We start from the raw sequence: 22,100 nt of genomic DNA on the forward strand, positions 1-22,100 counted from the left end.
CCATGGCCCGCAGGATTGTCGGCATCGGCGGCACGCTGCGCGCCAATTCGTCGAGCGAATTGCTGGCGCGGGCGGTGCTTGCCGAATGCGCGCGGCTGGGAGCGGAGACGCGGATGTTCGGCGGCCCTGCGCTTGCCGAACTCCCGCATTTCAACCCCGAGGCGCCCGGCCGCAGCCCCGAACAGGCCGAACTGGTCGCGGCGGTACGCGCGGCCGATGCACTGGTGATCGCCACGCCCGGCTATCATGGCGGCGTTTCGGGCGTGGTGAAGAACGCGCTCGACCTGCTGGAGGATACGCGTGGCGACGCGCGGGTCTATTTCGACGGCATGCCGGTGGGGCTGATCGTCTCCGCGGCCGGCTGGCAGGCGGGCGGGGTGACGCTCGCGGCGCTGCGCGGGATCGTCCATGCGATGCGCGGCTGGCCGACACCAGTGGGCATCGCGCTCAACTCGATCGAGCAGAAGCCGTTCGGTCCGGACGGCGCGATCGTCGATGCGGGCGTGGCGCAGATGGTTGCGGTGCAGGCGCAGCAACTGATGGCGTTCGCGCTCGCGCCGGCCGCTTGAGAAAAGGTAGGATAATGCGGGAACCCAGCTTCGAGGAACGCTGTGCGCTCACCGCCGGCGCGGCGATGTGGCAGAGCGTCGCGGTGCCGGAGGCGGGCATCCCCGCCTTCACCATGGCCGATGGGCCGATGGGCGTGGCGAGCGGCAATGTCGACGAGCGCGACGTCTCGCTGCTGACGCCGTGCCCCACCGCGCTGGGTGCCAGCTGGGATCGCGACACCGCCCGGCGCATGGGGCAGGTGGTCGGCAGCGATGCCGTGGCTCGGGGCGTCGACGCACTGCTCGCCCCCAACCTCAATCTCGCGCGCAGCCCGCTGGCCGGGCGTGCCTTCGAATATTTCTCGGAGGACCCGCTGCTCGCCGGCGTGCTCGGCGCGGCGTGGATCGAGGGGCTGCAATCGACGGGCACCGGCTCGGTCGTCAAGCATCTCGTCTGCAACGACAGCGAAACCGCGCGCGACACGGTCGACGCGCAGGTCGACGAGCGGACGCTGCGCGAAGTCTATCTGCTGCCCTTCGAGATGGCGGCCGCAGCCGGTTGCGCGGGCATGCTCGCGGCGTACAACAAGCTCAACGGCGCCTGGTGCTCGGAACAGGCGCATGTGCTGACCGACATCGTCAAGGGCGAGTGGCGCTTTCCCTATCTGATCATGAGCGACTGGTTCGGTACCCATTCGACCGAGGGGACGATCGCTGCCGGGCTGGACCTGGAGATGCCGGGGCCGGCGCGATTCATGGGGCCGAAGATCGCCGCTGCGGTGGCGGCGGGCGTGGTGTCGGCGGAGCGCGTTGCCGATGCGGCGGCGCGGGTCGCGGCGACCGCGCGGCGGGTGACCGGCGCCAAGCGCGCGCCGCTGCCGGCGGAGACGGCCGCGTTGATGCTCGAGGACGCCGCAGCACAGGGCTTCGTCCTGCTGCGCAACGACGGCGCGATGCTGCCGTTGCCGCCTGAAAGCGTCCGCCGGATTGCGGTGATCGGCCCGAACGCGGCGGCGCCCTGCTACCAGGGCGGCACCTTCGCCAAGATTGCGGTCGCACCCGACACGCCGACTCCGATCGAGGCGATCCGCGCCCGCTACGGCGCGGCCTGCGAGATCGTCTACGAACCCGGCGTCGACCCGCAGCCGCGGCTGCCGTCGATGCCGGTGCAGCCCGCGCGCGACCTGGGCGATGGCTGCGCCAGCGGGATGACGCTCGACTATTTCGCGACGACCGATTGCTCCGGCACGCCGCTGTCGAGCGAGACGCGGGCGACCAATTCGCTGGTCTGGTTCGTCGGCGTCCACACCCAGGGGCGGTTCGACGCGCCCGGCTCGATCCGGGCGAGCGGGCGGTTCACGCCGGCGACGGACGGGGTGCATCGCTTTTATCTGGGCGGCACCGGCGTGGCGCGGATGCTGGTCGACGGGCGCGAGGTGCTGCGTGCCGGCCGCGAACTGGCGGCGGGCGACGTGATGGGCGTGCTCAAGGCCGGCGACGCGGACTCGGTGGAAGTGGCGCTGGCGGCGGGCCGCGAGGTGCTGGTGACGGTGGAGTTTCACTATGTCGGCGCGCGCGTGCAGGGGCTGTGGTACGGCATCCGCACGCCGGACAGTCCCGAGGCGATGCTCGCGCGCGCCGTCGAGGCTGCGCGTTCCGCCGATGCGGTGTTCCTGGTGATCGGCGAGACTTCCGACTCCAGCGTCGAGAGCAAGGATCGACCCGATACCCGGCTTGCAGCCGAACAGCTGCGGCTGATCGAGGCGGTGTGCGCGGCGAATCCGCGGACTGCGGCGATCGTCAATGTCGGGCACGCCTTCGATGCCGAGTGGGGCGAGCAGGCGGCGGCGCTGCTGGTTGCCTGGTATCCGGGGCAGGGCTTTGCGCCCGCGCTCGCAGGCGTGCTGGCGGGCGACCGCGAGCCCGGCGGCCGCATGCCGGTGTCGATCGCGCGCGCCGAGGCAGACTATTGCGGGTACGGCGTGACGCCCGAGGCGGACGGCCGGCTGGTCTATGCCGAGGGAACGCGGCTCGGCTATCGCGGACTGATCGCGAACGGCACGCCAGCGCGTCATGCGCTGGGCAGCGGCTTCGGCTATGCGCGGTTCGAATGGGCCGACGCGGCGGCGGCGGACGACGCGGTGACGGTGACCGTCACCAACCTGTCGGATCGCGCGGGTGCCGAAGTGGTGCAGGTCTATCGCGATGCGCCTGAATCTGCGCTCGTGGGCTTTGCCAAGGTCGCGCTGGCGCCGGGCGAGCGGCGAACGCTCTCGGTGCCGATCGAGCCGCGAATGCTGCGCCAGTGGCAGGAGGATGGCTGGCAGGCGCTTCGCGGCGCGCTGGCGTTTCGTGTGGCGCGATCGGCGGAAGATCCTGGGCTGGCGGTGACCCTCCACCGCTGATCGGGTCCAGTGTCCGTGGCTGCCGCGCACGCTCAGCGCGGCGGGAGCAGGATCGATCCGAAGGAATCGGCGGGTAGCACCGCCTCGAGAGTCGCGGCGCCAATGCCGATCCGCGCGTGCATCGGGGCGCCGGTGGGGTTGTGCGTCATGACGGCGATGCTGCCGTCCTGGTTGCGGAAGGCGAGAACGTCTTCATACCCGGTCCAGCTGATCGCGGGGATGCGCACCGCCCCGCTGCGCACGATGCCGGCGAGGTGCTTCAACAGATAGAATTCGTGGTTCCAGCGCCAGCTGCGGGTCGCGCGATCGACGCTGAGCAGCGAGTTCTGCGCCCAGCCCCAGCGGCTGACGCCGCCGTCCACCAGCGCGATGTTCCAATAATCATAGCCGCTGCAGCCGTTCGAGAGATACTGCTTCATCAGGCTCCAGGTATAGCGGGCATAGCGCCAGTCATTCTTGCCATCGCCGCACTCCTGCTCGCTCATGTAGAAGCGCAGCGTCGGGTGCGCGCGGGCAAGGAAGGGGAGGGCGCCGCGGCCCGCCCATTGCACGCCAACCCCGCGGATCACGCTTGCCGCCGCAGTGTCGGCATAGACGGCCTCGAACAACCGGTCGTCCGGACGCTCCATCGTCCCGAAAAAGACCTCGACGTCGCGTCGCGCCATCTCGCGACCGAGATGCGGCAGGAAGCGCGCCAGCCCTTTCGGTGTCCAGCAGCAGCTCGGGAACGGTTGCGCGGAATTGAACTCGTTCTGCGGCATGACCATGGCGATGCGGATGCCGCGCCTGGCATATTCATCGATGAACCTGCCGAAATATCGTGCATAGGCGTCGAAATAGCGCTCGTCCTGCTCGAACATGTCGGTGCCTTCCGTGCCCACTTGGCTCGGTAGCAGGCCATTGTCGGGCCAGCCGGGTCGATTGGGCACGGCCGCATAGTGGCGGTTGGTCTTCATCCAGCTGGGCGGGCTCCAGGGCGAGGCCCAGATCCTGAGATCGGGGCGGACCGCGAGCGCGCGCTTGATGAAGGGCACCAGCGCGCTGTCGTCCCGCGCGATGCTGAAGGACCGGAGCGCGAAATCGCCGGGCGTTTCGTCATAGGAATACCAGTCGCGGGCGAAATCGTTCGCGCCGATCGGCATCCGGCAGAGCGACAGGCCGGTGGCGGCGTCGCCGAACAGTTCCGCGAAGATCTTGTCCTGCTCGGCCGGCGGCAGCAGGTTGATGGCGTCCCAGCCCATCTCGTTGAAGCAGGCGCCGAAGCCTTCCATCGTCTGGAGCGGGCGATCGAGCTGCAGCACCATATCGGCAGGCGACCCGCTGCCCGGCGCGATGCGGGCGGGTTGATCGCCGATCTGCCAGGGCTGGGCTTCGGTGGTGACGACCCAGCGGCCGGCGGGGATGGCGTATCGCTGTACGGATGCTGCCGCCCGCCCGACGCCCGGAAGCGCGGCTGCCAGCCCGCCCGCTGCCGTCAATGCAACGAACTGTCGACGATCGACCCGGCTCGTTCCGCCCCATGCATCCATCTCGCACCTCTTTTCGCACCCGATCCCTCGACCGGTATTGCCCATGTTTCTCATGGGCGACGCTAGGGTGTTTGGGACGGCGCGGGAACCGAAATCGGCAGCGTCGGCGGGTCAGGCCGTCGCCGCCCGCAAGGGCGCGCGCGTGCCGAGTGCGAACCCGACGAGCGCGCTGGCAATGCCGACCAGCCCCAGCAGCAGGAACGCGCCCTGCATCGATCCGGCCGCACCGGCGATGTTGCCGACGATGATCGGCGAGATCGCCTGGCCCAGGAAGAAGGCGCTGGTCCATACGCCCATGCCGCGGCCGCGATGGGCGAAGCCGAACTTGGTCTGCGACCAGGCGATCAGCGCGGGGATCGCCATGCCGGCGCCGGTCTGCTGCAGCGTCATGCCGAGCTGCATCGTCGTGACCGAGCGGGCGAGGCCGATCGCCGCCAGCCCCAGCCCGAGCATGCCGAGGAAGCTGGCGATCTGGACGGCATTGTTGAAGCGCGAGACGACGCGGAACAGGATCGAGCCGACGACGATGAACAGCGCCGGGATCACGGTGAGCGTGCTGACCTGGAGCGGATCGGTGACCCCCACTTCCTTCCAGGCGATGCTGCCGTTGACGATGAACACATAGTAGAGGATCGACGCGAACAGCGTCAGCCCTGCCACGATCGCCGCCTGGCCGAACGGGAAGGGCCCGGCATCGGCTTCGGGGCGCGTGCCTTCCTGCACCAGCACCTGCTCGCGCCTGGGTTCGAACAGGAAGAAGTACATCGACACGAAAATGGGGAAGGCGATCAGATAGACGAGGAAGCCGCCATTCCAGCGCACCGCGGCGACGCTCGCGACGAGGATGAACACCGCCGGCTGCAGCGCCGGGCCGACAATGCCCTGCAGCATCAGCCAGTTGCGACGGCTGCGATCGACCCAGTAATCGGCGATCAGCGTGTTGACGACCGTCAGGATGCCCGCCTCGCAGACGCCCAGCGCCAGCCGGGTCGCGATGATCGCGTCGAGGCTTTCGAGGAAGAAGGGCGCGCAGCCGGCGATGCCGTAGAAGAAGGTGCAGGCGAGCAGGATCCGGCGGCGGCCGAACTTGTCGCACAGCACGCCCGCAAAGGGTGCCAGCAGGGCGATCGCGTAACCCGGCGCGGTCACCATCGCCGGCACCTTGATTCCGGCATTGGGATCATCGTGGAAATGGCCGATGATCGCGGCGACCACCGGGAACATGGCGATGATCGCGAACACCGGCAGAAAGCCTGCGATGATCATCGTAAAGCCCTGCGGCTTGAGCGTCAGCTCTGCCCAGAACGCGCGAATCGCCTTCATCCTCTCTCCAATCGCTCCTGCGCCGGTTCGCCCCGCGCTTCCTTGTCCTTGCGGAATATCAAAATAGAACGAGTATTTCAAAATGAAATTGCAGGCGCAGGGGGCTCGCCGCACACAAAAAGGGCGCCGCCGGCAAGCCGGGGCGCCCCGAGGAGGAGAAGCGGACGCGCTCAGGCGGCGAGCGCGAGTTCCTTGGTGTCGCGGGTGGTGGGGACGAAGGGCAGGTAGCTGACCCGCATCCGCACCGCGAAGCCGATCTTGTGGGGGCCGGCGGCGAGGCCGCCCGGCTTCAGCGCGATGATCCGCGCCTTCTCGCCGAAGTTCCAGCGATCGTCATAGACGGTTTCCATCTCGTCCAGCGTGTAGGTCTTGCCGCGCACCGCAAAGCGGATGGCCTCGCGGGCGATCTCCTCGCCGTCGACGCTGACCTGGATGTCCTCGATCATCGAGAGGCCGAGCCCGCGATAATAAGGCAGCCGCCCCAGGAACGCGAACCCTACCGTCTCGCCGCCCTCGACGACATTCTCGAACAGCTCGGTGCAGATCATCTTGTTGTCCATCATGGAAAGGCGCTCCTCAGGCTGCGATGGGGGTCTTGAGCGACGGCACGGTGGTTTCGCCGAGCAGCTTGGCCAGCATCACCTGCTGGCGGCGGACCTGTTCGACCGAGTCCGGTTCCTCGAAGTCCTCGATCCAGCGATTGCCCTCATATTCGGAGCAGATATAGCCGTTGTAGCCGCCCTTCTGGAGCACCGCGACGATGGCGTCATAGGGGATCGACGGCTCCACATAGTCGGCGGTCATCTCGTAGAACTTGCCGTGGATGTTGTGGATGCGGTGCATGTAATCGAGCATCCGCTTGGGCTCGAACGCGGCATTGTGGCGCGTCACCTCGGCCATGGCGATGGCCGGCCCCGTCCCGCCCATCTGCTGGACGTTGAGGATGACGTATTCGGAGAGGACGCGGTCCTCATAGGCCTTCTCGATATAGTCGGCGATGTGCTGGGGCACGCCGACACGCAGGAACTTCTCCTTCCACACGCGCGGATAGGCAAAGAGGAACATGCCCATGTCCGGCAGGAAGCCGAGCGCGTCCGATCCCGCCTTCTCGAAGGCCTCGGCATGGCGGATGATCCAGGGATGGTCGAAGTGCAGCGGCGCGTGCACCTCGATCAGGATCTTGATGTTCTTTTCCTCGGCATAGGGCGCCGCGGCGACCAGCACCTCGGGCGCGATCGAAACCAGCGCGCGGATATATTTCATGCCGAGGCGCGCGCCGAAATCGATGTCCTTCTTCACGCTGGCGACCTGCTCGTCGAAGGGCATTTCGCGGCCCTTGTAGCGCTTGTAATCGAGCATGAAGTCGTGGCTGACCGGCGTGGTGCCATAGACCTGCATCAGCCGGTGCCACTCGGCGATGGCGGCGTCTTCCACGCCCACTTCGGGCCAGCCCCAGAAGGACTGTTCGCCAATGACCTCGATACCGTTGGCACCGAGTTCGGCGCAGGTACGCACGCAATCCTCCAGGGACATCTTCCCCTGGAACGTCTCGTTCTGGAAACTGTAGAGGCTGACGCCCCGCTTGATACCGCTCATCGCATTCACCTCTTCAACAGGTCGGGTGCACTTCGGTGACGCGGGGGAGGTGGCGACGCCTGGGCGACGCTCCGCACCTTTCTCGAACCTCTCCCCTGGGGCGCTGTACGCCCTGATTGGAATGATAATTCTATATTTGCATGTCAGCGTCAACCCATGGATTGGCGAGAAGGCCAGAACAGGATGCACAGCGCCTGCAGCGACAGCAGCAGCAGCGGCGCGCCGTAATAGGCCCAGCGGATCGTCTGCACCGCCGCCGGGGTGACCGCTCCCGGCGCATAGGCGGCATAGGCCAGCGCATAGGCGATCGCCGCCGATCCCAGCGCCATGCCGATCTTGGTGGCGAGGCTGACGCCGGCCGAGAGCAGCCCCTCGTTGCGGCTGCCGAACCGGGCCTCGTGATAGTCGACCGACTCGGCGATCATCGTGAAGATGGCGGTGATCGTGATCGAGGTCGCCATCGACGCCGCGAGGTACAGCGCCAGGAAGGCGATCGGCGACGCCTCGGCAAAGGGCAGCAGCGCGAACAGCACCAGCGAAAGCCCCAGCGCGCCGAGCGAGCCGCCGCGAATGCCGGTACGCGACAGGATCGGCGGGGCGACGAACGCCGCGAGCAGCAGCATGCCCGAGATCGCCGGCAGCATCACCGAGATCATCCAGGGCCGCTTGAGCACCTCGATCGCGAAAAAGGCGGTGACCGAGAGCATCGCGCCGAAGCGGACGAAATAGAGGAGGGTGAACAGGAAGCACACCCACCATGCGCGGTTGCGCAGCATCTCGCCGATCGCGGTGGGGGCAGGCGCGGGGGCGGCATCGGCATCGCCGACATGGCGTTCGCGGCAGTTGCGGAACAGCGCGAGCATGGCAGCCAGTGCCAGCACGCCGAACAGCAGCGCGGTGAGCAGGAAGCCCTTGCGCTCGTCGCCGCCCCCCAGCAGCCCGACCAGCGGCATCGTCGCGGCGGTGCCGAGGATCACCGAGACCGAGGTGCCGATCGACCGCATCGAGCCCAGCTTGAGCCGCTGGTCGGTATCCGCGGTCATCATCGGCAGCAGCGCCGTGTACGGAATCGAGCCGAACGACATCAGCAGCCCGAGCAGGTTGAAGGTGACGAAGGCCCAGGCGAGCTGCGCGTTCACGCTGCCGCTGGGTACCAGGAAGATCGCGACGAACACCAGCGCGTAGGGCACCGAGGTGAACAGGATATAGGGCCGGGCGCGGCCCCAGCGGCTGCGCGTGCGATCGAGCAGCACGCCCACGCCGAGATCGACGACGGCGTCGAACAGCCGGGCAGTGAGGAAGATCGTGCCCACCGCGGCCGCGGGCAGCCGCAGCACCACCGTATAGTAATAGAGGAGGAAGGCCCCCACCATGTTGTAGGGAAGGCTGTAGCCGAAGTCGCCGAACCCGTAGCTCAGCCGCTCGACCAGCCCCAGCCGCGATGGGCGCGGGGGCGAGGCGACCAACATGCCGTCCTCAGAGCCCGAGCGCCGCGCGGGTCGCCGCGAGCGACTCGGCCGGGGGCAAGGTGGGGCGGTATTCGAGGCCGATCGCGCCGGTATAGCCGAGGTCGCGCAGCGTCCGCATCGCCTTCATCCAGTCGATGGTGCCCGTGCCGGGCTCGTTGCGGCCGGGCATGTCGGCGACCTGGACATGGTGGACCAGATGGATGCGGCCGCGCAGGACCTCGGCCATGTCCTCGCCCATCACCTGCGAGTGATAGACGTCGTATAGCAGCCGCAGATGCGTGCTGCCGACGGCTTCGATCAGGTCGAGCCCCTTGGTGGTCGAAACCAGCCACATGCCGGGATGCTCGACCCGGTCGTTGAGCGGTTCGAGCACCAGCATCACGTCGGCCGCTTCGGCGAGTGCGGCGGCGCGCTTGAGGGCGGCGACCGCGGCGGCGAAATGTTCTTCTTCGCTGACGCCTTCGCGGGTGAAGCCCGAGGCGATGATCATCGGCGGCGAGCCGATCGTCCTGGCAGCGGCAAGGCTTTCCTCGACCGCCTGGGCGAACTCGTCCTGCTGCGCCGGATCGACCAGGCTGCGGCGGGGATCGACACAGGCGCCGGTCAGCGTGCTGCCGGTTTCGCGCAGCGCTGCCGCAACCGATTCCAGGTTCTTGTCGCGCCACAGATGGAACTCGCCGGCGGAATGGCCCGCAGCGGCCGCAGCGCGGATGCGATCGCCCATGTCGGCATGGGCATCGGCGAACATCCATTCGATACAGGGGGATAGCAGCATGTCGTCCTCTCCGGGTCGGCGCGTCATCGTGCGAGCTCAACCAAGCCACCGCAGGATGGCGGCGTTTCCGTATTAGAACAATGATTCTTTTTGACGCTTGTCAATGCAATTTTCCGGAATTGCGAACGGGCATTCGAATCCGCTTGACAAGGATCAACAGAAGCGATTTTTTAGAACGCATATTTTACTTCAGGTGGCGCAAAGCCACCGAGAGCGGGAGAGAGATCATGAACGGCAGGACCGTGCTCGTGCTGATGGCGAGCGCCAGCGTGCTGGCAGGCGGTGTCGCCCAGGCGCAGACCGCGCCGCCGGCGCCCCAGGACAGCACGCAGCTTACCGACGAAATCATCGTCACCGCGCAGAACCGCGCGCAGAGCGTGCAGAATGTGCCGATCGCGATCTCGGTGATCTCCGGCGAAGCCTTGAAGGACAAGGGCGTTACCGACTTCACCTCGGTGCAGAAGGTCTCGCCGGCGCTGCAGGTGACCAACGACACCAACAATACCCGCGTCTCGGTGCGCGGCGTCGGTTCGCTGACCAACAACGAGGCGCAGGACCAGTCGATCGCGGTCAATATCGACGGCGAATATATCAACCGCCCGACCATCCTGAACGCGGCGATCTTCGATCTCGATCGCGTCGAGGTGCTGCGCGGGCCGCAGGGCACGCTCTATGGCCGCAACTCGACCGGCGGCGCGGTGAACTTCATCACCCGCAAGCCGGGCGATACCTTCGCGGTCAATGCTTCGGCCAGCTATGGCAATTACAACCAAGTGCTGATCGACGGCGGCGTCGACCTGCCGTTCGGCGATGTCGGCGGTGTGCGCGTCGCGGGCTTCTATCGCTCGCACGACGGCTACACCACGCACCCGAACACGCCGTTCAGCCCGACGCCCGCCCTGGTGCCGAGCAAGACGGCGGAGAGCGATACCGACAATACCGGCGGCGGCCGGGTGAGCCTGCGCCTCAAGCCGGCGGCGGGCTTCACCATCGATGCGGCGGTGGAGCATGTCGAGCAGACGCTGATCCCCGCGGCGCAGGCCTGGCAGGACATGACCAGCGCCGCGAACAACCCGGGATCGAGCCTGACGAGCTGCGCCAATGGCTGGGCGGTGGCCTATACCGTGCCCGGCGGCGTCGGCTGCGTGCCGAAGAACACCAACACGCTGTCGAAGATCGATCGCAGCAACTATGCTTCGCCGCTGATCGGGGTGGGATCGCTCCACCAAATCTCGACGGCGGTGCGCGGGCGGCTCGCCTATGATTTCGGCCCGGCGACGCTGACCTATACCGGCGGCTATCGCACCACCAAGAATGTCGGCGCGAACACGCTGTCGCCTGCCTTCGAGTTCACCAATTTCGGCGGTCGGGTGAAGACGCAGAGCCACGAACTGCGGCTCAACGGCAATATGCACGGCATCGAATGGCAGACCGGCGCCTTCTATTTCCGCGAGAAGCAGGAGACCAATGGCGGCCTGTACAGCCCGTTCATCGGCCCCAACGGTTCCTATGTGAATTACTTCCGCCATCCGACGCTCAGCGAAAGCGTGTCGGGCTTCGCACAGGTGGAAGTGCCGCTCACCACGCAGCTGACCGCCGTGGGCGGCGCGCGCTACACGCACGACGTGCGCAGCGCCACCTTCACCAACTATTTCTTCGCGTTCAACAGCGGCCCGATCGAGCTGACCAACCAGCCTTCCGCCAGCACCCCGCTGCATTATTCGGGCAGCAAGTTCACCTGGCTGGCGGGCCTCAACTACAAGCCCAATGCCGATACGCTGCTCTACGCCAAGGTCTCGACCGGCTACAAGGCGGGCGGCTTCGACGGTACCGGCAAGACGTTCAATCCGGAGAACAACACCGCCTATGAAGGCGGTGCCAAGCTGCGCTTCTCCGGCAACAACACGTTCAACGTCGCCGGCTTCTACTATGACTACAAGGATCTGCAGAACGACGTGCTGCTCAACCCGGTGACCGGCGCGCAGACGTTCAATGCCGGCAGCGCCAAGATCTACGGCGTCGAGGCGGAGGCCAATCTACACCCCAGCCGTGCCGACACGGTGACGCTGGCAGTGAACCTGATGCACGCCACCTATCGCAAGTTCCAGGCGAGCGTCGCGGCCTATACCAACGGCAATGTCCCCGCCATTCCGCCGACGGTGGATCTAGGCAGCAATCGCCTGCCCCAGGCGCCCAACGCGATCGTCTCGGTCGGCTGGGACCATGTGTTCGACCTGGGCGGCGCCGGTACGATCACGGCTTCGGCCTTCTCGCGCTACAAGGGCAATTACTACCTCGATTTCTACAATTACAACGACTCGAAGCAGATCGGCCACACCCAGAGCGACTTCAGCCTCGAGTACAAGCCCGCGAACAAGCATTATAGCGTGCAGGCGTTCGTGCGGAACATCGAGAATTATCGCCTGATCGCCTTTGCCGGCAATACCGTGGTGCCGGGCGTGGCCAATATCTACAACTGGCAGTTCACGCCGCCGCGGACCTATGGCGTCCGCCTCGGCATCGACTTCTGATCGGGCGGGGCGGCACCTGGTGGCGCCCCCAACCCTGTACGTGTGAGAGAGGATCGGGAATGGCGGAGCGAGAGGCGGCGGGGTGGAGCCGCCGCGATTTCTTCGGCGGGGCGGCGTTGTTCGCGCTCGCGGTGGGCATCCCCGCGGCGGTGGCCCAGTATGCCGATCTCGATCCCTCGGACGAGCCCAGCGATCGCCAGCGCGCGATGATCGCGGGCGTGTCGCAGCTGGTGATCCCGCGCACCGATACCGCCGGGGCCGGCGATGTCGGCGTCGGCGACTTCGTGATCCTTGCGCTCGCCCATGGGCTGGAGGGATCGCGGGCGCCGGTCGCCGCGGATGCGATGCCCAACCTCGCCAGTTTCCAGCGGCGCGACGGATCGCTGCGCCATCTCGACTGGCTCGAGATGCAGCTCGACCAGCGCGCCAGCGGCGACTTCCAGAAGGCGGACGCCGGCCGCCGGATCGCGGCGCTCCGGGCGCTGGACGGCGAAGCCTTTGCCGAGGGCGTACGCGCGCATCCGTGGCGGACGATCAAGGGCCTGATCCTCACCGGCTATTACACGTCGGAAGTCGGCGGATCGAAGGAGCTTAACTACGAACTGGTGCCCGGCCGATGGGACCCGGATCTTCCGCTCACGCCGGCCATGCACGCCTATTCGAGCGACTGGACCGCGGTGGATTTCGGCTGATGGCGGGGGAAGCGATGCAATTCGACGCGATCGTGGTGGGCTCCGGCATCACCGGCGGCTGGGCAGCCAAGGAGCTGACCGAGGCGGGCCTGCGCGTGCTGCTGGTCGAGCGCGGCCGCAACATCCGCCACCAGCAGGACTACGATACCGAAACCAAGGCGCCGTGGGAGATGCCGTTCCGCGGCATCGGCGACACCGCGCGCTACCGGCAGGACTATCCGGTGCAGATGCTCAACCGGCATTTCACCGAGTTCACCGAAGGCCATTTCGTCAACGATCGCGAAAACCCCTACACCACCGCGCCGGGCACGGACTTCACCTGGTTCCGCAGCTATCAGCTCGGCGGGCGTTCGCTGACCTGGGGTCGGCAATCCTATCGCTGGTCGGACTATGATTTCGGCGCCAACAAGCGCGACGGCCACGGCACCGACTGGCCGATCCGCTATGCCGATCTCGCACCCTGGTACGATCATGTCGAAAGCTTCATCGGCGTGTCGGGCGCGGCGGAGGGGCTGAAGCAGCTGCCCGACGGCAAGTTCCAACCGCCGATGGCGCTCAACGTGGTCGAGCAGCATGTCCGCGGCGTGCTGGCCGAGAAATTCCCGGGCCGTTGCCTGACGATCGGCCGCACCGCCAACCTCACCGAGGCGAAACCGGACGAGGGGAGGGCGCAGTGCCAGTATCGCAGCATTTGTGCGCGCGGCTGCTCCTACGGCGCCTATTTCTCCACCCAGTCCTCCACCCTGCCGGCGGCGCAGAAGACCGGGCGGCTGACGCTGGTCACCGACGCGGTGGTCGAGAAGATCGACTATGATCCCGCCACCCGGCGTGTCACCGGGGTGCGCTGGATCGATACCGCGACCAACCGGCGGCGCTCGGCATCGGCGCGGATCGTGTTCCTCAATGCCGGCGCGTTCAATTCGGTGCACCTGCTGCTCAACTCGGCGAGCGAGGCGATGCCGCACGGGCTCGCCAACGAGAGCGGCGTGCTCGGCACCCACATCATGGACCATGCCAACACCCTGTCGGCCATGGCGATCATGCCGGGGTTCGAGGCGCACACGACGTTCGGCAATCGCCCGACCGGCGTGATCGTGCCCCGCTATCGCAACATGGACGTGATGGATGGCGCCGGCCACACCCGCGGCTTCTCCTTCCAGGGCGGCGCGCTGCAATCGACCTGGACCGCGGGCAAGCGCGAGCCGGGCATCGGCGCGGACTACAAGGCCAAGCTGCGACAGGTGGGGCCGTGGAAGATGGTGCTGGTCGGGTTCGCCGATTGCGTGCCGCGGGCGACCAACCGGCTGACCCTGGACTCGACCAAGACCGACGATCGCGGAATCCCGCAGCTCAAGGTCGCCTTCGCCTTCGGCAAGGAGGAACAGGCGGCGCTTGCCCAGGCCAAGGCCGATGCGGCGGAGATGCTGACCGCAGCGGGCGGCCATGTGATCCTCGGCTTCGACCGGCCGGGGCCGGGCGGCACCGCGATCCATGAAATGGGGGGCGCGCGCATGGGCTGGGATCCGGCGACTTCGGTGCTCAACCGCTTCAGCCAGGCGCACGCCATCTCGAACCTGTTCGTCACCGACGGCGCGCAGATGAGCTCTTCCGCGTGCCAGAATCCGTCGCTCACCTACATGGCGCTCACCGCACGGGCCTGTAACTACGCCGTCGAGCAGCTGCGTGCCGGCAAGCTCTGACCCTGCTCCCCTCACCGAGCGGCAGAAGAGCCTCGCCTTTTTCACGCTGATCATCGCGCTGGTGCTCGAGATCGTCGACGTGACGATCGTCAACACCGCGCTGCCCTCGATCCAGGCCGAGTTCGGCGGATCGGGCGCGTTCGCCCAGTGGGTGGTGGCGGGCTATGTACTGCCCTATGCGCTGCTGCTGATGCTGTCCGGCCGGCTCGGCGACCTGTTCGGCAGCCGGACGCTGTTCCTGATCGGCGTGGGCGGCTTCACCGCCGCCTCGATCGGCTGCGGGCTGGCGCCGAGCGGCACCATGCTCATCGTCGCGCGGGTGCTCCAGGGCGCGGCCGGCGCGTTGATGGCGCCGCAGGTGCTGGCGGTGATCCAGCAGCTCTACACGCCAGTCGAGCGGATCGGGCGGCTCGCCTGGTTCGGCGTGATCGGCGGGCTTTCATCGATCGCGGGGCCGATCCTTGGGGGCTTCCTGATCGCCGCCAACATCGGCGGCCTTGGCTGGCGCACGGTCTTCCTGATCAACGGCCCGATCGGCCTCGTCGCGCTGCTCGCCGGCTGGTGGCTGCTGCCCCGCAGCCGCGGCAATGCCGCGACGCGGATCGACCTTCTCGGCACGCTGAGCTTCGGCATCGCCATCCTCGCGCTGCTCTTCCCGCTGTTGCAGGCGGAGAAGGGCGGGCTGGAGGGACCGATGCTGGTGCTGTTGATCGCGGGCGTGCCGTTGCTGCTTGTCGCCTGGTGGATGCTGCGCCGCCGCGCCGCTGGGGGCGGACCCGTGTTGTTTCCGCCGCGCCTGCTCGCCAATCCGGTGTTCCGTGCCGGCATCGTCCTGTTGCTGCTGTTCTCCGCCGCCAATACCGGCTTTCTGTTCCTGTTCGCCTATGCGCTGCAGCGGCTCGCGCATTTCTCGCCGTTCGAGACCGGACTGATCCACATGCCGTTCAGCGTCGGCGTGATGCTGGGGATGGGCGTCATCGGCCGGAGCCTGGCGCGGCGTGCGGAGAAGTGGATCCTGGTGATCGGCTATAGCCTGCTCGGCGTGTGTGCTGCGGCCTCGCTCGTCTGGATCGACGTCGGTGGCTTGCCGCTCGGCCTGCTGTTGCCGGCGCTGCTCGTCGCAGGCGCGGGGATGGGAATGAGCAGCGGCCCCGCCACGCCGCTGATCCTCGCCCATGTCGACCGGGCGGACGCCGGGTCCGCCAGCGGGATCGTCAAGACCGTGCAGCAGATGGGCGGGGTGACCGGCATCGCGCTGGTGGGTGCTGCCTTTTTCGGGCTGTCAGGGGCCCGTAGCCTCTTGCCGTCGACAGCCGTTATCGTCGCGTTGCTGGGCGTTGGTGCCGTGATGGCAGCGCGGCTGCCGGCACGCATCTATGCCGACTGAAGTGCTTCCTTGAGCTCGACGCGGTTGCCGTCGGGATCCCGAAGATAGAGCGATCGACCGGTGCCCTGGGCGCCGTAGCGCGGGGCGATCGGCGGCTCGATCGGCACGCCCCGCGATTCCAGATGCGCGAGGAGGGCGGCCTCGTCGAATGGCGCGATCTGCAGGCAGAAATGATCGACATTGTCGCCGCCCCCGGCAGGATCGGCGCGCGCCACCAGGTCGATCATCGAGGCGCCGGCCCGCAGGTGCACGAGCTGATATTCCGGTCGCCGTCGATCGACGGCGCAGCCGATCGCGTCGCAATAGAAGTCGATGCTCCGCTCGAGATCGGCGACCCGCAGCACCACGTGATCGAGCGCCTGTAGCTGGAACGGTGGGGTGTCTTCAGCGGCCATGCTTCTCTCCGATCGCGGCAATGTACCGATCTCCGTGACGATCATCCATCGGTGAGCCGCACCCGCTGATCGATCCGGCCGAAATGCGCTGCGTCCTCGCCCACCTGCATCGCCACCCTGTCCCCCTGCCCGAGGAAGCTGGTGCGGAACTCGCCATGCGCGATCTTCTCGATGGCGCGGCGCTCGGAGATGCAGGTCGACCCGACCACGGCATGATCGGCATTGGAGACCGTGCCCGATCCGATGATCGTGCCCGCCGGCAGGCTGCGGGTGCGGGCGGCATGGGCGATCAGTTCGTGGAAGCCATAGGCCATGGCGCTGCCATTGGGGCTGCCGAACCAGGCACCGTTCACCGTCACGGTGAGCGGCAGGCAGACGCGGCCGTCGCGCCAGGCATCGCCCAGTTCGTCGGGCGTCACTGCGAACGGCGCGACGCTGCACGCAGGCTTGGCCTGGACCCAGCCGAAGCCGGTCTTCATCTCGACCGGTGCGATCGTGCGCAGCGACCAGTCGTTGATCAGCACGACCAGCCGGACATGGGCCAGCGCGTCCTCGGCCGAACAGCCCATCGGCACCGCGCCGGTAACCACGCCGAACTCGCCTTCAAAATCGACGCCGTCGGCGGCGGAGGGGAACGGCGCGTCCTCGGTCGGCGCGAGGAACTGGTGGCTCATCCCCTGGTACATCAGCGGCTTGTCGGTCTCGATCGGCGGCAGGTTGAAGGCCTGCTGCATCAATTCGCCATGCGTCGGGAACGCCGAGCCGTCGAGCCACTGCCAGGTGCGCGGCAACGGCGCGCGGAGGGTGGCGAGATCGAGTGGCGCGCCTTCGCCGCCCGCCAGGCACGCCGCCGCCGCATGCAATGCGGGCAGCGCGCTGTCCCACCGTTCAAGTGCCGACAACAGCGTCGGGACCGCCGGGCCAGTGGGCATACAGCGGGTACCATCGGCGGAGACGAGAACGAGTTCGCCGTCGGGCGTACCATTGTCGCGAGTGGCTAGGCGCATCGGGACTATCCTTGTGTCGGGTTCGGGGAGAGATCGGCCAGGACCGCGTCGATCAGCGCGTCGACATCGGCTTCGGCCGTGAAGCCGAGCGCCGCCGCCCGCGCCGTGACGAGCGGCGGGTAGCTGGCAAAAGCGCGGCGCAACGCCGGATCTTCGGCATGGGTGAAGGATACGCCCGGCAGGCGGACTTCGAGCGCGCCGACGAGATCGCCCATCCGCACCCGCAGCGCTGGCAGGGTCACAGCTGCTCGCTCGGCGCCGGCGCCGAGTAAGGCACGGACGAGGTTCGCCGCGCAGGCGCGGACGGAGCAGAGCCAGCTCGTCGCATCGGACGCGACCGGGACGACATAGGGCCGGGCCGCCATCGCCGCATGGAACATATCGCTCAGGAACGCGGAGCCGAAGCCGCTCGCCGCCGGGGCGCGCGCGACGATACCCGGCAAGCGCAGCACGGCACCGGCGATCACGCCCCGGCGCACCGCATCGGCAAAGGCGAGTTCCACCATGCGCTTGTGGGTGCCATAGACGCTGTCCGGCACCGGCATCGTGCCGTCATCGACCGGCCCGGCCGGTGCGGCGCCGAACACCGCGATCGAGCCGGCAAGCACCAGCCGCCGGCCCGCCAACGCCTCGATCAGCCGCAGCGGCACATCCAGGTTGATCGACCGCGAGGCAGCCGGATCGCGCTCCGCCGCGCCGCCGGGCAGCGCCGCCAAGTGCAGCAGCGCATCGCAGTCACGCGTCGCAGCGGCAAGCAGGGCGGGATCGGTGAGGTCGCCTGCCAGCCGGCGTTCCGGCCCCGGTTCGGCGAACGCGCGGTCGACCAGCAGCAGATCGGCGACTGCGCCTGCGTCGCGCAGCCGCCGCACGACCGCCCGGCCGACAAAGCCGTCGGCGCCGGTGATCGTCAGCCGCATCGTCAGCGCTTCAGCGGCTCGTCAAACATGCCGTCGATCAGGATGAAGGCGATGCGGCAATTCTTGTCGGAGCGGTTCGACCAGCCATGGTTGGTACCGCGCTGGATGACGATGTCGCCGGCACGCACCACCGTCTCGCCTTCGTCCATGATCAGCACCAGCTCGCCTTCGAGGACGATGCCATAGTCGATCGTCTCGGTGCGGTGCATCAGTGCGTGGCGCGAACCTTCGCCATGCGCCGAGGCGCTGCCGGCACCGACTTCGGCGAAGTGGGCGCGGGCTTCCTCCGGCGTCATGTTGCGGATGCCGTCGCCTTCGGGCGGGATGTCGAGCACGCGGATGCGGGTGCCGTTCTTCGGGGGTGCCAGGACGATGCCGTCCTCGTGCGGCTCGCCGGAGGCAGCGTCGATCGGCGCGGGCGTCGACTGGGTGTTCCACACCTCGTGGAACAGCGGGCCGATCGCGCCGCCGACGCGCTGGACGCGCGGCACGGTGCCGTCTTCTTGGATGATCGCGCGACCCTGGGCATCATGGCCGGTGACGACGCGGCGAACGGGCTTTTCCATCATGTAATCCTTCAAGCAGAGATACGGTCAGAGGCTTGGCGGCGCGCGTCAGGCGGTATGCCCGCCCAGCGTTTCGGCAAACCAGTCGGCGATATAGTCGCGGCCGTACGACATGTTGTCGGCGCCGACATGCTCGACCCCGCCCTCGCGCGCGGTGAAGATCTTCAGCTCGCGCTTGGGGCTGTTGACCAGCTGGTCGTAGCAGTCATGCGCATACTGCACGCTGATTTGGCGGTCCTCGGCGCCGTGGGTGACGAGGAAGGGCACCTTCACGCCGCCCATATGGCCGTTGAGGTTCATGTCGGCGGCACGCGCGAAGAAATCGTCCATGTCTGCCGCGCCGAACGCCCACATCACGTGCGCCCAGTAATGCGGCACCGGGTTCTCGCCTTCGCGGTTGAGGCGCTTCTGCTGGACCTCGGCCCAATTGTGGTTCGCGCCCCAGCAGGCGCCCGAGGCGAAGCGCGGCTCATAGGCAACCGCGCGGGGGGCGAAATGGCCGCCGAGCGAGATGCCGGTCATGCCGATGCGCTTGGGATCGACGTCCGGCTGGCGCTCCAGCCAGTCGACCGCCTTCGAGGCCCAATTCTCCGAATGCGGATCGACGGGCAGGTCCTGCAGCCGCAGCGCCTCGCCCGAGCCGGGCTGATCGACGCATAGGGTGGAGATGCCGCGCCGGGCGAGCGCCTCGGGCAGGCGCGACCAGTAGAGCAGCTCCTTGCAGCTATCGAGACCGTTGCAATAGACCACGACCGGCTTGGGACCTTCACCGGCTGCACGGGTGTAGAGCGCCGGCATCGTGCCGGTCTCCAGCGGGATTTCCACCCGCTCGCGGTTGATCTGGCCGAGCGCGGTCGAGCGATCGAAGGTCGCGCGCGCCTTGGCATAGGTCTCCTTGCGGCCGGGATGGCCATGGCCCTGCATCCGCTCGCCGGTGAACAGATAGAGTGCTGCGCGCTCCAGCTTGGTCGAGGCGGAAAAGGCGCGGCCCCGCGCCTCGTCCTCGGCGGCGAGGTCGATCAGCTTGTCGGCCATCGCGACCCACTGCGCCATGAACTGCGGGGTGCCCGCATCGGCGCCGCTGGCCGCCGCGTCCTTGATCGGCTGGCACATGTCGACCAGCTCGCCGATCTGGCCGCCGCTCTCCATCGCGATCGCGACCGACAGGTTCCAGATATAGTTGGGGAAGACTTCGAACAGCGCCACGGTTCAGGCCTCCACGGCCACGAAAAGCCCGGGATTGGGCGCGGGGTGCGGCAATGTCTGTGGGCCGCCGGTGCCGATGCCCCACTGGTCCATGACCAGCGGCGCCGGCGTGTAGACCTGATGCTGGTGCGCCTCGAAATCGACCTCTTCCAGCTCGGAGGTATATTCGGTGACGAAGCCGCTGGGCGTAACGAAATAGCTGAAGGTGTTGTTGCCGGCGGTGTGCCGCCCCGGCCCCCAGCCGATGTTGATGCCGTTGAGCTTCAGCCGGTGCGCGCCACGCATCATCCCGTCGATGCCCTCCATGTCATAGGCGACATGGTTGAGGCAGGCGGGTCCGGGCAACAGCGCGATGCGGTGGTGCGCCGAATTGCAGCGCAGGAAACACATGAAGTCGCCCAGCCAGTCGCTTACCTTGAAGCCGAGCACGTCGGTGAAGAACTTCACCGCGGCCTGGTGATCGGGTGAGTGCAGCACGATGTGGCTGATCTTGACCGGCACGCCGTCCCAGCGGGCGATCTCGCGGCGCTGGCCGCGCGCGACGTCGCTGGAGACTTCGAACAACAGGCCGTCGGGCGAGAAGAAGCGGAAGCCATATCCGCCGCCGGGCGTGGTGAGATCGGCCGGGGCGCGCGCGATCGTGCAGCCGGCCTCGGCCACCCGCGCGTGGAGCGCGTCGACATCGGCGCGGCTGTCTGCCGACAGGGCGATCACGTCGATCCGGTTCTCCTCGGCGGGACGGAGGCGGACGACATGGTGCTCGTCATGCCCCTGCGCCTTGAACCAGGCCATGCCATCGTCGCTCGGCACGGGCTCAAGGCCCCATACTTCCTCGTAATAGCGTTTCTCGGCGTCGAAGTCGGTGACGGCATAGCCGACATAGCGGATTTCGGTGACACGGGTCATGGTCGGTCTTCCTGACGGGGGTTCAGAGGGGTTGGGCGGTGACGGCGAACATCTCGGCGGTCGCCTTGGCGTTATCGACCGGCGGGCCCTTGCCGAGCTGGCCGTGGCAAATCGCCAGGCTCTGGCGGACGATGTACGCGCAGCGATCGAAGCGGCGGGCGCGATAGGCGGTGAAGGCGTCCTCCACCGTCTCGGCGCGCGCCAACTCCTCGGCGAGGACGAGGCTGTCCTCGATCGCCATCCCGGCGCCTTGGCCGAGATGCGGGGTCGTTGCGTGCACCGCATCGCCGATCAGCACGATGCGGCCGCGATGCCACGGCCCCTCGACCAGCATGCCTTCGAGCGGGCGATAGACCACACCGTCATCGTCGGTGATCTGCTCGGCGAGGTCGCGGATCGCAGGCGCGCAGCCGGCGAGCTTGCCCCGCATCGCCGCCGCCAGCCCTTCGCGCGGATAGCGCGGATTGTCCGGCTCCGGCGTGGTTACATACATGTACATCAAGGCATCGCTGATCGGTACGAATCCGACGCCGGTCGGGCCGTTATAGACCTGGAGCGCATCGAGGTCGGCAAAGCGCGGGAAATTGTAGCGCCATACCGCCTGGCCGGTGAACTGCGGCCGCTCGGCATCGGGGAACAGCGTCGCGCGGGTCTGCGAATAGACCCCGTCCGCGCCGATCACGACATCGTAGATCCCGCTGCTGCCGTCCGAGAAGGTCACCGCGACCTGCTCGCCATCGTCGACGATCGTCTCGGCGGTGATGCCGAGGCGTACCTCCGCACCAAGCGCGATCGTGCGGTCGCCCAGCACCTTGTGGAGCGCGGGCCGGCCGATGCCGACATTGGCGGGATAGCCCTCGAGCAGCCGCGGCGCGGGCACCCGGGCGACCTTCACCCCGTCCGGCCGGAAGATCTCGACTGCGTCGAACCCGACACCCGCATCCAGATAGTCGTCGAGCAGGCCGAGCGCCTTCATCGCCCGGAGCACATTGGCCTGCTGGATGATGCCGACGCCGTAGACCGACCAGCTGGGATCGCGCTCGATCACGTCGACGGCGAAGCCCTTCTGGCGGAGCGCAATGGCGGCGGTAAGCCCGCCGATACCGCCGCCGATGACGAGGATCTTGAGAGACTGCATGGGCGCTTTC

19 protein-coding genes are annotated in these 22,100 nt (G+C 67.6%); 6 read left to right on the forward strand and 13 right to left on the reverse strand.

From position 1 onward, the window contains the following. Positions 1 to 2 precede the first annotated feature (2 nt). Positions 3 to 569, forward strand: coding sequence for an NADPH-dependent FMN reductase (locus tag SAZ01S_RS00810; protein WP_084579079.1), 567 nt, complete (start codon positions 3 to 5; stop codon positions 567 to 569). Positions 570 to 583: 14 nt separating this feature from the next. Then, on the forward strand, positions 584 to 2,953 hold the full coding sequence (locus SAZ01S_RS00815) for a glycoside hydrolase family 3 protein (RefSeq protein ID WP_084579081.1): 2,370 nt from the start codon (positions 584 to 586) through the stop codon (positions 2,951 to 2,953). A gap of 32 nt (positions 2,954 to 2,985) precedes the next feature. On the opposite strand, the gene SAZ01S_RS00820 is transcribed toward SAZ01S_RS00815, so the two are convergent. The 6 genes from SAZ01S_RS00820 to SAZ01S_RS00845 all read right to left on the reverse strand — a co-directional run bounded on the left by SAZ01S_RS00820 (position 2,986) and on the right by SAZ01S_RS00845 (position 9,672). Then, positions 2,986 to 4,482, reverse strand: coding sequence for a glycoside hydrolase family 30 protein (locus tag SAZ01S_RS00820; RefSeq protein WP_084579083.1), 1,497 nt, complete (start codon positions 4,480 to 4,482; stop codon positions 2,986 to 2,988). A 111-nt stretch (positions 4,483 to 4,593) separates the two neighbouring features. Next, entirely contained in the window at positions 4,594 to 5,805 is a 1,212-nt protein-coding gene (locus SAZ01S_RS00825) for an MFS transporter (RefSeq protein ID WP_084579085.1), read from the reverse strand. A gap of 170 nt (positions 5,806 to 5,975) precedes the next feature. Beyond that, the gene (locus SAZ01S_RS00830; protein WP_084579087.1) at positions 5,976 to 6,368 is read right to left on the reverse strand and encodes a C-glycoside deglycosidase beta subunit domain-containing protein; all 393 of its coding nucleotides are present in this window, start codon (positions 6,366 to 6,368) and stop codon (positions 5,976 to 5,978) included. Positions 6,369 to 6,381: 13 nt separating this feature from the next. Beyond that, positions 6,382 to 7,401 carry a sugar phosphate isomerase/epimerase family protein gene (locus tag SAZ01S_RS00835; protein ID WP_084579089.1) on the reverse strand — a complete coding sequence of 340 codons (1,020 nt, stop codon included), beginning with the start codon at positions 7,399 to 7,401 and terminating at the stop codon, positions 6,382 to 6,384. Positions 7,402 to 7,550: 149 nt separating this feature from the next. Continuing rightward, complete coding sequence (locus SAZ01S_RS00840; RefSeq protein ID WP_084579091.1) at positions 7,551 to 8,870, reverse strand: MFS transporter; 1,320 nt, start codon at positions 8,868 to 8,870, stop codon at positions 7,551 to 7,553. 7 nt (positions 8,871 to 8,877) lie between these two features. Continuing rightward, a complete protein-coding gene (locus tag SAZ01S_RS00845) occupies positions 8,878 to 9,672 on the reverse strand; it encodes a TIM barrel protein (RefSeq protein WP_245824466.1) in 795 nt (264 codons plus the stop codon). Between the two features lie 200 nt (positions 9,673 to 9,872). Here SAZ01S_RS00845 and SAZ01S_RS00850 point away from each other — a divergent pair, with 200 nt between their 5' ends. The 4 genes from SAZ01S_RS00850 to SAZ01S_RS00865 are packed head-to-tail and all read left to right on the forward strand — an operon-like array spanning position 9,873 to position 15,955. Then, positions 9,873 to 12,176: a TonB-dependent receptor gene (locus SAZ01S_RS00850; RefSeq protein WP_139809864.1), complete on the forward strand. Its 2,304-nt coding sequence runs from the start codon at positions 9,873 to 9,875 to the stop codon at positions 12,174 to 12,176. Positions 12,177 to 12,235: 59 nt separating this feature from the next. Then, complete coding sequence (locus SAZ01S_RS00855) at positions 12,236 to 12,868, forward strand: gluconate 2-dehydrogenase subunit 3 family protein (RefSeq protein ID WP_084579093.1); 633 nt, start codon at positions 12,236 to 12,238, stop codon at positions 12,866 to 12,868. A 14-nt stretch (positions 12,869 to 12,882) separates the two neighbouring features. Further along, positions 12,883 to 14,568: a GMC oxidoreductase gene (locus SAZ01S_RS00860; protein WP_084579298.1), complete on the forward strand. Its 1,686-nt coding sequence runs from the start codon at positions 12,883 to 12,885 to the stop codon at positions 14,566 to 14,568. Continuing rightward, a complete protein-coding gene (locus tag SAZ01S_RS00865; RefSeq protein ID WP_245824469.1) occupies positions 14,552 to 15,955 on the forward strand; it encodes an MFS transporter in 1,404 nt (467 codons plus the stop codon). The genes SAZ01S_RS00860 and SAZ01S_RS00865 overlap by 17 nt, the downstream gene beginning before the upstream one ends. On the opposite strand, the gene SAZ01S_RS00870 is transcribed toward SAZ01S_RS00865, so the two are convergent. The 7 genes from SAZ01S_RS00870 to SAZ01S_RS00900 are packed head-to-tail and all read right to left on the reverse strand — an operon-like array spanning position 15,943 to position 22,090. Further along, the gene (locus SAZ01S_RS00870; RefSeq protein WP_084579095.1) at positions 15,943 to 16,350 is read right to left on the reverse strand and encodes a VOC family protein; all 408 of its coding nucleotides are present in this window, start codon (positions 16,348 to 16,350) and stop codon (positions 15,943 to 15,945) included. The genes SAZ01S_RS00865 and SAZ01S_RS00870 overlap by 13 nt on opposite strands. A gap of 41 nt (positions 16,351 to 16,391) precedes the next feature. Next, a complete protein-coding gene (locus tag SAZ01S_RS00875; RefSeq protein ID WP_084579097.1) occupies positions 16,392 to 17,357 on the reverse strand; it encodes a fumarylacetoacetate hydrolase family protein in 966 nt (321 codons plus the stop codon). 5 nt (positions 17,358 to 17,362) lie between these two features. Continuing rightward, entirely contained in the window at positions 17,363 to 18,274 is a 912-nt protein-coding gene (locus tag SAZ01S_RS00880) for an NAD-dependent epimerase/dehydratase family protein (protein WP_084579099.1), read from the reverse strand. Between the two features lie 2 nt (positions 18,275 to 18,276). Continuing rightward, positions 18,277 to 18,843, reverse strand: coding sequence for a cupin domain-containing protein (locus SAZ01S_RS00885; RefSeq protein ID WP_084579101.1), 567 nt, complete (start codon positions 18,841 to 18,843; stop codon positions 18,277 to 18,279). A gap of 45 nt (positions 18,844 to 18,888) precedes the next feature. Beyond that, on the reverse strand, positions 18,889 to 20,046 hold the full coding sequence (locus SAZ01S_RS00890) for an alpha/beta hydrolase family protein (RefSeq protein WP_084579103.1): 1,158 nt from the start codon (positions 20,044 to 20,046) through the stop codon (positions 18,889 to 18,891). Between the two features lie 3 nt (positions 20,047 to 20,049). Beyond that, positions 20,050 to 20,952, reverse strand: a complete 903-nt coding sequence (locus SAZ01S_RS00895) for a VOC family protein (RefSeq protein WP_084579105.1) — start codon at positions 20,950 to 20,952, stop codon at positions 20,050 to 20,052. Between the two features lie 22 nt (positions 20,953 to 20,974). Then, positions 20,975 to 22,090: an FAD-dependent oxidoreductase gene (locus tag SAZ01S_RS00900; protein ID WP_084579107.1), complete on the reverse strand. Its 1,116-nt coding sequence runs from the start codon at positions 22,088 to 22,090 to the stop codon at positions 20,975 to 20,977. Positions 22,091 to 22,100: the final 10 nt, after the last annotated feature.

This window comes from Sphingomonas azotifigens NBRC 15497 (assembly GCF_002091475.1).
Lineage (GTDB): Bacteria > Pseudomonadota > Alphaproteobacteria > Sphingomonadales > Sphingomonadaceae > Sphingomonas > Sphingomonas azotifigens.